Annotated in this window: 17 protein-coding genes; 4 read left to right on the top strand and 13 right to left on the bottom strand. The window is 39.0% G+C overall.

Annotation, left to right across the window (positions count from 1 at the left end; translation table 11 throughout):
* The first annotated feature begins 51 nt into the window (after window positions 1-51).
* The gene (locus tag ACX9YW_RS10580; RefSeq protein WP_460346051.1) at window positions 52-357 is read left to right on the top strand and encodes a YtpI family protein; all 306 of its coding nucleotides are present in this window, start codon (window positions 52-54) and stop codon (window positions 355-357) included.
* Window positions 358-421: 64 nt separating this feature from the next.
* Here the strand turns inward: ACX9YW_RS10580 and ACX9YW_RS10575 are convergent, their stop codons facing one another.
* From ACX9YW_RS10575 to ACX9YW_RS10565, 3 genes are all read right to left on the bottom strand, one after another.
* Window positions 422-1,741, bottom strand: a complete 1,320-nt coding sequence (locus ACX9YW_RS10575; RefSeq protein WP_460346048.1) for a DRTGG domain-containing protein — start codon at window positions 1,739-1,741, stop codon at window positions 422-424.
* 94 nt (window positions 1,742-1,835) lie between these two features.
* Window positions 1,836-2,072, bottom strand: coding sequence for a hypothetical protein (locus ACX9YW_RS10570; protein WP_460346045.1), 237 nt, complete (start codon window positions 2,070-2,072; stop codon window positions 1,836-1,838).
* 82 nt (window positions 2,073-2,154) lie between these two features.
* Window positions 2,155-2,838: a metal-dependent hydrolase gene (locus ACX9YW_RS10565; protein WP_460346042.1), complete on the bottom strand. Its 684-nt coding sequence runs from the start codon at window positions 2,836-2,838 to the stop codon at window positions 2,155-2,157.
* Window positions 2,839-3,046: 208 nt separating this feature from the next.
* Here ACX9YW_RS10565 and ACX9YW_RS10560 point away from each other — a divergent pair, with 208 nt between their 5' ends.
* Window positions 3,047-4,141, top strand: a complete 1,095-nt coding sequence (locus ACX9YW_RS10560; protein WP_460346039.1) for a M24 family metallopeptidase — start codon at window positions 3,047-3,049, stop codon at window positions 4,139-4,141.
* A gap of 45 nt (window positions 4,142-4,186) precedes the next feature.
* Here the strand turns inward: ACX9YW_RS10560 and ald are convergent, their stop codons facing one another.
* A complete protein-coding gene (gene ald / locus ACX9YW_RS10555) occupies window positions 4,187-5,308 on the bottom strand; it encodes an alanine dehydrogenase (protein ID WP_460346036.1) in 1,122 nt (373 codons plus the stop codon).
* Between the two features lie 178 nt (window positions 5,309-5,486).
* Window positions 5,487-5,645: a hypothetical protein gene (locus tag ACX9YW_RS10550; RefSeq protein WP_460346033.1), complete on the bottom strand. Its 159-nt coding sequence runs from the start codon at window positions 5,643-5,645 to the stop codon at window positions 5,487-5,489.
* Window positions 5,646-5,786: 141 nt separating this feature from the next.
* Between ACX9YW_RS10550 and ACX9YW_RS10545 the strand changes: the two genes are divergently transcribed.
* A complete protein-coding gene (locus tag ACX9YW_RS10545; RefSeq protein ID WP_460346030.1) occupies window positions 5,787-6,233 on the top strand; it encodes a universal stress protein in 447 nt (148 codons plus the stop codon).
* A gap of 102 nt (window positions 6,234-6,335) precedes the next feature.
* Window positions 6,336-6,647 (top strand): hypothetical protein, encoded by a 312-nt coding sequence (locus ACX9YW_RS10540; RefSeq protein ID WP_460346027.1) that lies wholly within the window; start codon window positions 6,336-6,338, stop codon window positions 6,645-6,647.
* A gap of 12 nt (window positions 6,648-6,659) precedes the next feature.
* Here ACX9YW_RS10540 and ACX9YW_RS10535 read toward each other — a convergent pair whose 3' ends face one another.
* From ACX9YW_RS10535 to ACX9YW_RS10500, 8 genes are all read right to left on the bottom strand, one after another.
* Window positions 6,660-7,187 carry a MogA/MoaB family molybdenum cofactor biosynthesis protein gene (locus ACX9YW_RS10535; RefSeq protein WP_460346024.1) on the bottom strand — a complete coding sequence of 176 codons (528 nt, stop codon included), beginning with the start codon at window positions 7,185-7,187 and terminating at the stop codon, window positions 6,660-6,662.
* Between the two features lie 12 nt (window positions 7,188-7,199).
* Complete coding sequence (locus tag ACX9YW_RS10530) at window positions 7,200-8,036, bottom strand: EcsC family protein (RefSeq protein WP_460346021.1); 837 nt, start codon at window positions 8,034-8,036, stop codon at window positions 7,200-7,202.
* A gap of 109 nt (window positions 8,037-8,145) precedes the next feature.
* On the bottom strand, window positions 8,146-9,333 hold the full coding sequence (locus ACX9YW_RS10525) for an acetate kinase (protein WP_460346018.1): 1,188 nt from the start codon (window positions 9,331-9,333) through the stop codon (window positions 8,146-8,148).
* A 208-nt stretch (window positions 9,334-9,541) separates the two neighbouring features.
* Window positions 9,542-10,531: a class I SAM-dependent methyltransferase gene (locus ACX9YW_RS10520; RefSeq protein ID WP_460346015.1), complete on the bottom strand. Its 990-nt coding sequence runs from the start codon at window positions 10,529-10,531 to the stop codon at window positions 9,542-9,544.
* Between the two features lie 66 nt (window positions 10,532-10,597).
* Complete coding sequence (gene tpx / locus ACX9YW_RS10515) at window positions 10,598-11,098, bottom strand: thiol peroxidase (RefSeq protein ID WP_460346012.1); 501 nt, start codon at window positions 11,096-11,098, stop codon at window positions 10,598-10,600.
* A gap of 134 nt (window positions 11,099-11,232) precedes the next feature.
* Window positions 11,233-11,706, bottom strand: a complete 474-nt coding sequence (gene ytfJ, locus ACX9YW_RS10510; protein WP_460346009.1) for a GerW family sporulation protein — start codon at window positions 11,704-11,706, stop codon at window positions 11,233-11,235.
* A gap of 17 nt (window positions 11,707-11,723) precedes the next feature.
* A complete protein-coding gene (locus ACX9YW_RS10505; RefSeq protein ID WP_460346006.1) occupies window positions 11,724-12,386 on the bottom strand; it encodes a DUF2953 domain-containing protein in 663 nt (220 codons plus the stop codon).
* A gap of 81 nt (window positions 12,387-12,467) precedes the next feature.
* Window positions 12,468-12,947 carry an RDD family protein gene (locus tag ACX9YW_RS10500; RefSeq protein WP_460346003.1) on the bottom strand — a complete coding sequence of 160 codons (480 nt, stop codon included), beginning with the start codon at window positions 12,945-12,947 and terminating at the stop codon, window positions 12,468-12,470.
* Window positions 12,948-12,949 lie beyond the last annotated feature (2 nt).

The following is a 12,949-nucleotide window of genomic DNA, read 5'->3' as shown; positions in this document are numbered from 1 at the left end:
CCGTTAAAATAAATAGGTGAATGTCGATTTTTGTAGATGGAGGTTTCAACTATGCCTATTTTAGTTATATGTATTGTCATTTCGTTTGTTTTTTATCTTTTCTATAAAGTAAAATTTGTCAGAAGCAAGCTTCCTGTCGAAAGAAAATGGATTTCTGCTAAATCAAGTATGGCACTTGGTTTGTTTGTTGCTTTATTTGGTGTGAATCAGCTGTTTTTGTTCCAATCTACCACTACCTATATTATTGCAGCAATTTTTATTTTAATCGGTGGTTTGAGCACTTTTACGGGTTGGAAAGCATACAAACATTTCTTACCCTTAGCCGTGCAGGAATATGATCAAGTTTCAAAAAGATAATCAACAATTATAAGCTGTTTCGACTTAGAAACAGCTTCTTTATTATGTTTCTTTTCGTACGTATTTAACTCCGTTCAAGGAGCTGGCACATCATCATTGCTTTGCCGACAAGGGTTCCCTCATTATATACTTCTACATCTACTTTTCCAAATTTACGTCCGACTTCTAATACCTTTGGGTAGATTTCAAGCATACTGTCAATTTGAACTGGTTTAATAAAGTAGATGGTCATATTTTCTACAACTAAATCACCTTTTTTATAAGAGCGCAACACTCTGTTAGCCGCTTCCGAAACAATGGTCGTAAATACACCATAGGAAATTGTTCCAAGATAATTAGTCATTTGAGGTGTCACTTCACATTGATAAATGTCTTCACCCTTATTTTTACCGGTTGCGAAGACTAACTGACTTGTAACAATATCATCAATTGTCTCCCCAACCTGTGGCTGTCGCCCAATCATTTGCAGTGCTTTTAACACGTCCTGCCTACTAATAATCCCTTCTAACCGATTAGAGCTGTCAACGACGGGCAAGACTTCAATTCCTTCCCATACCATCATATGAGAGGCAGAGGCAACGCTCGTTTTACCACTTACGGTCATTGGATTTTTGGTCATAATTTTATCAATGAATGTTTCAGGGCTTTGACCGAGAATATCCTTTGCTGTTACCATTCCTTGAATTTTTCGATTATCATCAATTACCGGAAAGCGGCTATGGGTTGTTTCACGGTTTTGTTCATGCCACGTCGCCGCTGTATCATTTACATGTAGATAAATTGTTTTTTCAATCGGTGTAAGAATATCTTCAACCAGAACAATTTCTTTTTTGATGAGTTGATCATAAATCGCCCGGTTAATCATTGTTGCAACCGTAAAGGTATCATAGCTGCTTGAGATGATCGGTAATTGCAGTTCATCAGCTAATTTTTTGATATGATCTTCAGCATCAAACCCCCCGGTAATCAAAACTGCTGCTCCAGCTTTTAAAGCCAGTTCATGGGCATTTGTCCGATTCCCAACAATTAATAGGTTTCCTGCTCCTGTATAGCGCATCATCGCGTCAAGCTTCATCGCACCAATAACAAATTTATTTAATGTTTTATGAAGTCCTGCTTTGCCCCCGACAACTTGGCCATCGATAATATTGACGATTTCGGCATAGGTTAGCTTTTCGATATTTTCCTTTTTCTTGCGTTCAATACGAATGGTGCCGACTCGTTCAATTGTACTCACATAGCCTTTATTTTCAGAATCCTTTATGGCCCGATAAGCGGTACCTTCACTAACACCCATTACTTTAGCAATCTGGCGAACGGATATTTTTTCCCCTATCGGAAGTGAATCAATGTATTGGAGTATTTGTTCATGCTTTGTAGCCATACGTTCACCTTTTTCACTCTTGATACTTCCATTATAAAGTGAAGGTTTGGCTGATTTCAATGTTATCTGCTTACTTGGCTTGGCTTTTTATCAATTAGTGTCCAAGATACCTTACTTTTTTGTTTTTTTGTTTCTTTAAAGGGATGGCCCGTTTTTTTGGTGAGTATAGCAAGGCAGATAAATTTCCGGCAATGACAAAGAGAACGAAGATAAGCCAAGTGATAGCAAAGGTCCCTGCTAGTCCATCAGCAAAAATTGAAAATCTAGGGACAGCAAAATAGAGTAAAAAAGCACTTACTAACAAGCATAAAATATACCGATTTTTCTTCACGATGGATGAATCCCCCTTTTTTACTTTTACATAGCTTGTTCTATACTTATGCAAAGAAGGGGGAAAACATTAAAGAAAATTTTTATAGCTCAATAGCGTCCCCAGGGTGGAGTACTTTTCCATTTTCGTTCTCTAGAAGTTTTAAAAATTGGTTTGGGTCCTGTTTAATTGGTGGGAAGGTATTATAATGAATCGGTACAACCTGCTTCGCTTGAAGTAGCTTGGCCGCATATGCCGCATCCTCCGGCCCCATAGTAAAATTGTCGCCAATCGGCAAAAAGGCTAAATCAATCGAATGGCGGTCACCGATTAATTTCATATCTGAAAATAGGGCTGTATCCCCCGCATGGTAAATGGTCTTATCTTCTGATGTAAATAAAATCCCCGCTGGCATTCCGCAATAAATGATTTCATTCTTATCTGTCATATAAGCACTTCCGTGGAACGCCTGCGTTAATTTCACTTTTCCAAATTCAAATTGATAGGCGCCACCAATTGACATTCCATGTACTTTTTTTACTCCCTGCCAGCTCATCAATGTCGCTAGTTCGTGCATGGCGATAACAAGGGAGTTATTTTTCATCGCAAGCTGAACGGTGTCGCCAACATGATCATTATGCCCATGGGTTAATAAAATGACGTCGGGTTTAACCTCATCTAGAGTTAAGTCAGTTAAGCTGTTTCCAGTAATGAATGGATCTATAAGTATGACTTTTCCGTTCGTTTCAATTTTTACAACTGAATGGCCATGGTAGGATACTTTCATTATAGGTTGCCTCCTTTTAAGCTGTTGTTATCTATTTCCACAAAAGTTAAGGATATCCTTCTTGATATTTTTTATACTTGGTTGTGGTGGTTAGTAGCCACTTTTCGATTTCAGCAAAAAAGGTTACTAAAGCTCTTTTCAAATTTTACTTTTTCTCTTTTCCTTGCTAATCTCAAAACATAGACTTTTATAAAGGGGGAACTACATAATGAATGAGCGTATTCAAAAGGTATCAAGTTGGATGAGAGATTCTGATATTCAGCTTTCTTTTATCACGAACCCGGATAATGTGTTTTATTTTAGCGGCTTTTTAAGCAATCCACATGAGCGCTTACTTGCAGTTGCCATTTTCCAGGAACAGGAGCCATTTTTAATCTGTCCTGCCATGGAAGTGGAGGATGTAAAGAGAACGGGCTGGCAAGGTGATATTATCGGCCATACAGACATTGATCGTCCATGGGAATTAGTTCAAAAAGCCATCAGCAAACGAAACCTTACCATCAACAAAGTGGCCATTGAAAAAGAGCATATGAATGTGGAGCGCTATGAGGCAATATCTCAGCTTTTCCCACAAGCTACTTTTGTTTCTGCAGAGGATAAAGTCCGCACGCTTCGTCTTATCAAAGATGAAAACGAATTAAAATCGCTTCGCGAGGCTTGTGCACTAGCAGATTACGCAATTGAAGTTGGCTGCCAAGAAATCAAAGAAGGCAAAACTGAATTAGACGTGTTAGCGGCTGTGGAGTATGCCTTAAAGAAAAAGGGCGTCAGTGAAATGTCATTCTCTACTATGGTATTAACAGGTGCAAATGCTGCATCCCCTCACGGAAACCCTGGATTAACGAAAATTAAAAAAGGTGACTTTGTTTTGTTTGACCTTGGGGTAGTCGTGGATGGATATTGTTCCGATATTACCCGTACCGTTGCTTACGGTGAAATTAACGAGAAGCAGCGTGAAATTTATGAGACCGTTTTAAAAGCACAGCTTGCTGCGGTTGAAGCAAGTATGCCAGGGAAAACTGCCGCTGAAGTAGATTTAGCTGCGAGAAATATGATCAGAGAGGCTGGCTATGGTGACTACTTCCCACACCGACTTGGCCATGGACTCGGGATTAGCGTTCATGAATATCCATCATTAACTGAAACGAATCCACTTATCCTTGAAGAAGGCATGGTGTACACAATCGAGCCGGGGATTTATGTGCCGAATGTGGCAGGTGTTCGTATTGAAGATGATGTCTATATTACGAAAGATGGCGTAGAGATTTTAACAAAATTCCCGAAAACACTTGTAACAGTATAAAAAAAAATCCGAGGGACTTGCATAGCCCTCGGATTTTTCGTTTTTTTAAAGTTGTTCTAAAACTTCTCTTGCACTCTTATATTCAAGGTTTTGATCTTTCGCCACTGCTTCATAGGTCACATAGCCGTTTAATGTGTTGATACCTTTTAGAAGCGCTTCGTTATCTAAGCATGCTTGTTTGTATCCTTTATTCGCAATCGAAACAGCATAAGGTACTGTCACATTCGTTAACGCGATCGTTGATGTACGCGGTACCGCACCAGGCATGTTCGCAACCGCATAGTGAACCACGCCATGCTTCGTATAAGTAGGGTTGTCATGAGTTGTGATTCGATCGGTTGTTTCAAAAATACCACCTTGATCAATGGCGATATCGACAACAACAGAACCAGGCTTCATTGACTTAATCATTTCTTCAGAAACAAGCTTCGGAGCCTTAGCACCAGGAATTAAAACAGCGCCGATAACTAGGTCTGATTCCTTCACAGCCTCAGCAATATTGTATGGGTTAGACATTAATGTCGTAGCATCAGCACCGAATAGGTCGTCTAACTGGCGTAAACGTTCTGGGTTTAAGTCTAGGATGGTTACTTTTGCGCCTAAACCAATCGCCATTTTTGCAGCATTTGTTCCGGCAACTCCCCCACCGATAATCGTAACTACTCCACGTTGAACACCAGGTACTCCAGATAATAGGATTCCTTGCCCACCATGAACTTTCTCTAAAAATTGAGCGCCAATTTGCGCAGACATTCTTCCTGCAACCTCACTCATTGGGGTTAATAGCGGCAGGGCACCATTTGGAGTTTGCACGGTTTCATAAGCAATCCCAACCACTTTTTTGTCAAGTAATGCTTGAGTTAATTCTGGTTCTGGTGCTAAATGTAAGTATGTAAACAGAATTAATCCTTCACGGAAGTATGTATATTCACTTGGAAGTGGTTCTTTAACTTTCATGACCATGTCCATTGACCAAGCATCTGCTGCTGTGTCAACGATTTTACCACCTGCATTGAAGTAATCTTCGTCGGTAAATCCAGAACCTAGTCCAGCTCCTGTTTCGATAAAAACTTCATGACCAAATTTGGTTAAGTTAACAACTCCAGCTGGGGTCATCGCTACACGATTTTCGTTATTTTTAATCTCTTTAGGTACTCCGATACGCACGATGCATACCTCCCGAATTTATATAATTTGAAGTAATTCGATTTTACTATATCACCTTTAATAGAAAAGAAGAAGTAAAATCTGCATATTAATTTGAAAGCACTTACATTTTAACAAAATAACTTATTAAAAACCAACATAAAAAAGGGCTGATAAATGAAATCTCAGCCCAACTCTTTTATGACAACTCTGTTTGCTCTTCTGATTGTATCTCTTCCTGCTGTATCCCTCCGACGGTTCCGCTGTTATAGGAATCCATGATTTGCTGCGAAACCTCATTTAACCCGTCTTCGTCGTAAAAAAAGCCATATTGATCTTGTGGGTCGCGTTTTTTCAACTTTAAGTCCCCCTTTTTTATTTATTGTTAGAACTTTTGTCACAGATATACCTGTTAAAATTTTGTATAATATAAATGTGGAAGGAATTACAACTTGATTTTAACTCTATACTGATTTTTTCAGGAAAAGGGGGAAGCAAGATGTTAACTTATAAAAATATTATGGTTGCAGTGGATGGCTCTAAGGAAGCTGACTGGGCATTTAAAAAATCAATTGAAGTGGCGAAAAGAAATAACGCCCAGATTATTTTAACCCATGTCGTTGATACACGTACATTTGCAACGGTTGAAGCCTACGATTACACAATAGCAGAACGGGCTGATCGCTATGCCGGGGAAATGATGGAAAGCTACAAAAGAGAGGCTGAAGCTGCCGGAATTAACAACGTATCAATTTTGATCGATTATGGTTCACCAAAGCTGAAAATTCCAAGGGAACTTGCAAAAAAACATAGCGTCGATCTAATTATTTGCGGTGCAACAGGACTCAATATGGTCGAGCGTTTCTTCATCGGCAGTGTCTCTGAAAATATTACCCGATATGCCCCTTGTGATGTCTTGATTGTTCGGACTGAAAAAGATAACTAAGCCTGGAGCTGTTTCCAGGCTTTTTTTGTTATTATTAGTAACATCTAGCCGGTATTTTGTAGTAAAATAGTGAGCAGAACCTTAATGGAGGTAAACTTGCAAATGGATTTTTTTCAATTTAATCATAGACTTGGGATTCCTATTCCTCATCTAGTGGATGAGTGGGATGAATATAATAATGAAACACGAGAGGCTATCCTATTTCACTGGGAGAAAATCAGAGGTTCAATTCCAGATCGAATTGCTGATATTGAAACCGAAATCAACACTAAACAACATCAGCTTTCAAACGAAAGTGACTTCAAAAAATCCTGTCAATTAAACAGTGAAATTGCGGATTTAGCCTCGGTAATTAACGACTTATGGTTATGGTACAGAACCAATCAGGATCTATCGGCAAAAGCTCACATGTAAAAAGTCTGACGTTTACGCGTCAGACTTTTTTAGATCCTTTTGTAACTCTTTTACGACATGGCCCAACTCTGGAAGAATTAACTTATTCATCGCAAGGCGGACAGCGCCAGTTGATCCTGGAGTTGAAAAAACTGCCTTATCATTGACTACTCCAGCAATGGCCCTTGATAAAATCGCGGCGGAACCAATATCCTCTTGGTAACTTAGTAGTCTAAACAACTCGCCAAAACCGCTGATTTCCTTATCAAATAATTTTCGAATTGTTTCGATGGTAACATCCCTTTTGGCAATTCCCGTTCCGCCATTCGTCAAAACAACATCGATTTGCTCATTTCTGCAAGCCTTTAATACCTCAGAGCTAATGGCCTCTGATTCATCCTTAACAATCACATAATCAATCATCTGGTGACCGGCGCTCTCTAACAGCTCCTTCATCAATTGACCGCTTTTATCGGTATCCTTCGTGCGGGTATCACTAACCGTTATAATTTTACAGCGAACAGAAGTTATCGCTGTTTTTTTATGCTCTTGTAAGCTCATATCCATTCCCCATTATAAAATTTCATTATGTTTATTCTGTAAATAGCGCATTTGATAATAGTTTTGGGCAAATTCAGTCACTTTTCTCGTTAAGAAATAGTTTGAGCCTGCCCCAATCGACATACTGATTAGTGGGATACCCTGAAGGTATTTTTTCCGAAAGGTCATAATCGCAATGGCCTTTAACAGTTGTTTAATTGGCTGTTCAAACCATGAAACATCGGTTAACTTTTCATTGCCTTCAAATAAGTAGTCATGGGCATCAGATAGCTCGTTTTTTAATTCCTCCCACCCCTGAATTTGCAGACGATTTGGTAGGGTGGCAATATGAAAAACTTTTAGACTGGACATCATTTCAAATGGTGTGTTCACTTCAAACCCGTAGGACATGGCTATTAATTGAACGGCACGCAGGTTGATGACAGCCATGGCAGGTAAATCTGAGCTAAGTAAGATGGTTCCTCCAGTACCAGCTAGGGCACCTTGGGCAAACGAGTAGAAACGGTGACGAGCGACTTGTTGCCCGACAATATAGTTTAATTGGTCTATTTCAAGTTTTCGCATATCTGTAATCGTTTCAATTTGCGGGTCAAAAACTCTCCCTGCAGTCAGAATTCGTTCCTTTGCATCTGCTTGGAACTGCGTCCCTTGAATGATAGCATGCAAATGAAAAAGCCAATTATCTAAAAGGGCAAAAAATTGTGTTTGGATGTCGTCTGGAAGAAGTGAAAAAGCTCTTTCCAAGTATTTTTCATAGGTTAATTCAAAATCATTTGGTTGATATCCTAACAGCTTCGTTTCCCATTCCGTTAACTTCTCTCTTACTCTTTGATCTCTTTCTGTCCACATTCTTTTTCACCATCCCTTAAATAGACTTTTTTATAAGTATACCATGAGATAGTTTTATCTAAAAGAAACAGGCAAAGCCTCTCGAAAAGTCTTTGCCTGTAAATAGGTTTTATTTAGATAAACGGACAACGTCACGAGCAATCATAACTTCTTCATTAGTCGGTATAACCATTACTTTAACCGGGGAATGCGGATAGCTGACAAATCGCTCCCCACCTCGTGTTTTATTAAGGGAAGGATCCCAATACACGCCCATAAATTCTAATCCTCTAAGAACTCTGGCACGGATGACGTCACTATTTTCACCGATACCGGCAGTAAATATAATCGCATCAACTCCCGACATACGGGCAGCATAAGAGCCGATATATTTATGGATTCTGCTTGCAAAAACCTCTAAGGCTAACTCCGCTCGCTGATTTCCTTGTGCAGCAAGATCCTCAATGTCTCTTAAATCACTAGATAATCCAGAAACTCCTAGCATCCCACTCTTTTTGTTTAGTACGTTTAACACATCGTCAGCGTTCATTCCGGTCTTTTCCATGATGTATGGGATTAGGGCTGGATCGATATTTCCGGAACGAGTCCCCATGGTTACACCCGCTAATGGAGTAAAGCCCATGGAGGTATCAATCGATTTACCACCTTCAATTGCGGCAATACTCGCTCCATTTCCTAAATGGCATGAAATTAACCGCAGCTGTTCCAGCGGTCTCCCCAGCATATCAGCAGCTCTTAGCGATACATATTTATGTGAGGTTCCGTGGAAACCATATTTTCGAATCCCATACTTTTTATAATATTCATAGGGTAGACTGTATAGAAATGATTTTTCAGGCATCGTTTGATGAAAGGCTGTATCAAATACAGCTATCGCAGGAACATTGGGCAGCACATGTTGAAATGCCTTGATTCCAGTAATATTGGCTGGATTATGTAATGGTGCTAATTCCGATAATTCTTCGATTTTTGCAAGTACGTCATCAGTAATTAAGACCGAATCAGTAAACACTTCGCCGCCATGTACGACACGATGGCCAATACCTTCAATTTCATCAAGGGACTGAATAATCCCTAAAGTTGTGAGTTTATCTAAAAGCATCGAAACCGCGATATCATGATTTGCAATATCTGTTGTTTCTTTGATTTTTTCTCCGTTGACTGAAATCGTAAAAGTTGAATCATTCAAGCCAATTCTCTCCACGATTCCACTTGTAATTACTTTTTCTTCCGGCATTTCAAACAGCTGAAATTTTAAGGAAGAACTTCCAGCGTTAATAGCGATAATTTTTGCCATAATCCTTAGCTCCTTTGCTTACGATATACCCCTTTGTTTATTGTCTTCGATTTCATCTCTCTCCATACAAAATTAAAGCATTCAAATGAAGACATTTCAAATGTTATCAACCATTTCAGTTGATGTTGTTATTTTCCGATTATTAATACTATTGGAAAATGGTTCGTTTTTCACAAAAAAACAGACCACTTTATTGGCCTGTTCAAAGTTAATATTTATTTTCTTCTATCCAATCTTCAATTTGACCAAGAATATTTTCCATCGCGTTCCCATTCGAAAAACTTGGTAGATTGACTAAAAGAGCTTGCTTAGGTGCTTGAACATTGTCTCCTTTTTTCTGCAAAACTAAAATGCTTTTTGACGCATTTTTATTTTTAAACATATTGGTAGGTAACTGCAGAAGTCCTTGGATAAAGACATGTTCCTTTAAAAACTCCCGTAATGCAGGGGCTTCATCACTTTCAAATAATCCATTAGGGATAACAAAGAACAAATAGCCTCCTGGTTTCGTATGTTTCACGCTTTTTTCAATCAACAAATGATGTGCATAGGAATGTCCTTCCTTAGCCTTTAACTGATAATCAAGAGCTCGTACATCATTTGGGTAATAGCCCACCGGCAAATCACAGATGATACTATCGACGGGATCAACAAATAACGGTTCTAAGCTATCTTGGTTAAAAAATTCAACCGGATGCCTTTGTAAATTTGCGTTCACGTAAGCTAGTTTGATTAAAAGGTCATCCACGTCAATACCAATTGCAGAGATACTTTTGTTTGGCTGGTTATTGATAACGGCTGTTAATAGATTACCTGTCCCAACAGTCGGGTCAAGCAAGCTTATTTGCTCGTTTTTATTAAATTTATTCACTAAATAACCCATTAATATCCCTACAGAATCCGGGGTCATTTGATGATTAGGATGCGCGCTTTCTTTCATCCCTTTTAATATTGCTAACTGAAAAGCTTTGCGAAGTTCTTCATTTGTATATTCTTCCAACTTAACTTCTTTATATTTTTTTTCAAGACGTTTAGCTGCCAGCTCGGTTAGATCCTCTTGGAGGACGTGACCTTCATAAATATTTTCCCCGGTGTCTGCAACGGCTTCTAGGTAGGTATAGGATAATTCCTCTTGAAGAGAAAGGGCTGTTTCGTTAATAACGGTAAATAATTTTTCAACTGGAGAAATTTTAAGCATTGTTACCTCCCGCTCTCCTATAAAAGTTAAAAGAGACCTCGAGCCATCTCGAGGTCCGTTCGTACATTATCTTGCTTGCTTCGCTGCTTCAATAGCCGCTTCGTAGTTAGGGTGATCGGTTGCTTCAGGCACATATTCCACATATGTCACTGTATCAGTAGAATCAATAACAAATACGGCACGAGTTAAAAGACGAAGCTCCTTAATCGCTACCCCATAAGCTTCACCAAATGAAAGGTCACGATGGTCGGAAACGGTTTGAACGTTTTCGATTCCAGCTGCACCACACCAACGCTTTTGTGCAAATGGTAAGTCATTGCTAACAGTTATAACCTTAACGTTATCTAAGGAAGCAGCTTCTTGGTTGAATCTGCGTACTTCAGCATCACAAACCCCTGTATCAATGGAAGGGACTGAGATAATTAATCGAACTTGCCCCTTAGAGCTTTCTAGTGTTACAGGTGATAAATCGTTAGCTAATACTGTAAAATCAGGTGCTTTATCGCCAACCTTTACTTCATTAGCAGGTAAAGTAATAGGGTTGCCTTTAAAAGTTACATTTGCCATTTTTGAAAATCCTCCCTTTGTTCATATGTACAAAATAAATGATAACTTTTCACAGCGGTTTTTGCAAAAAATTACGCTTAGTCCGCAAGAAAAAAGTTAACCTTCCCTCCTAAGGATGGTTAACCTTGACTTTTTTAGATATCGAGGTCATGTTTTGGTCCTTGGTTGTTTTGATGATCAGTTTGATTTTTCTCTTTATCCTTCTTAGAGAACATTTGCTGAACCTTTTCAACGGCTTGAGGAGCCAAATCGAGAATTTTTTCCAATAAATGAGTGCTTTCATCTAAATGGAGCATTTTAACACCTTGAGAGTTTACAATCAGGAAGGCAATTGGTGTAATAGAAACTCCTCCACCGCTACCGCCTCCGAAAGGATGCTGCTTTTGTCCCTGGCCTTGGCCCTGTGAAGAGCCTCCTCCCCCGCCTTGTCCATCAATTGAAAATTCACTTCCACCTGCAGCAAAACCGAAACCAACCTTCGAAACCGTAAGTATTACGCTCCCATCAGGCGTTTCCACAGGGTCGCCGATTATCGTATTGACATCAATCATTGCTTTAAGGCTTTCCATTGCGGTCGTCATTAATCCTTGAATTGGATGATCAGACATAGTCGTTTCCTCCTTACTTAGGCTTTTCTAGATTGAACTGATAATGGTTTTGTTTTAAGTTTGGGGCGTCCACCCTTCCACATTTTCATCAGTTTTAAACCTGCTATCATAGCTTGCCCGATACGAAATTGAAACATACACTTAAAGCTTAATTGAGAAATCTTATGGTTAAAATATGGAGTTACCGTCATTTTCGGCATTTCTAAAAGCCTAAAATAATGACTAATGAGGCCAATTAATGAACCTTTTGCCGCCCAAATCGCGCCAGTTAGTACAGCCGTATCAGCAGCATCACCAACGCCTATATTGGTATGCCATTCTACTCGTTTCACCGACACTTTTTTAAAAAAGGTTCTCACAATCGTATGGAGATTCACAACGTGTCTCAGAAGCCATTTTGTACTGTCAATACTTTCAACAATATCCTTTTTACCTATCTGAGTATCTTTCATACCTTGCTTCGATTTTTCTTTCAAGACAATCGTAGGCGAATTATCATCTATTTTGATAACAGGGATTTCTTTTTTATATTTTATTAGTCCAAACCATATTTTAAAGGTTATCTTTAAATGATCATTGTCATTCCCATGATAGTAATCCAATAGGATGGATAATTTGCTCCAAAACAAGATAATAATCAGAACCAAAAGGATAATCAGCGCTATTATTAGCCACTTCATCTCGCTCACAACCTTTCAGACTTTTATTATCTACTTTTTGGAAAAAATTAAACCTATCAGACAGATGCTGATAGGCTTTTTTTATACTTCATGAACGACTGAAGTGTCCGAGAATAGATCATGAAGGCCTTGTTTTTTTGGTAAGAAGGCCACAATAACATAACTAATCATAATGGTTGTTGAGATAAAACGGCCGATCCATTCCCGAAATAGGATGGTCTTCCACGATAACTTTTCTTCTTTTAGTCCTACTACCTTTAGTCCAAACACCATTTTCCCAAGGGTTTGCCGGAAAAATTTCGTCATGAACACAAAATAAGCGTAAAAAGTAATCGCTGTTGCAATCGTAATTGGGGCAAATAGTTCATTGCCTACTATAGGAATATCGAAAACCCGAAAGACCGGTTTAATCATAATTCTGTCTATACTGCCAATCACGATTAAATCGAGAAGATAGGCCCAAAACCGCATCCAGAAACCCGCAAAATGAATAGGCGAAGCAGGTGTTTCATCTCGATGAAGATCTATTTGATTGGATTCTTGCTCAACGATATTTTCCATCC

The sequence above is a fragment of the Pseudoneobacillus rhizolycopersici genome (genome assembly GCF_054786815.1).
The sequence above is the reverse complement of the archived record's forward strand: the minus strand, read 5'-3'. Positions and strand labels throughout refer to the sequence as shown.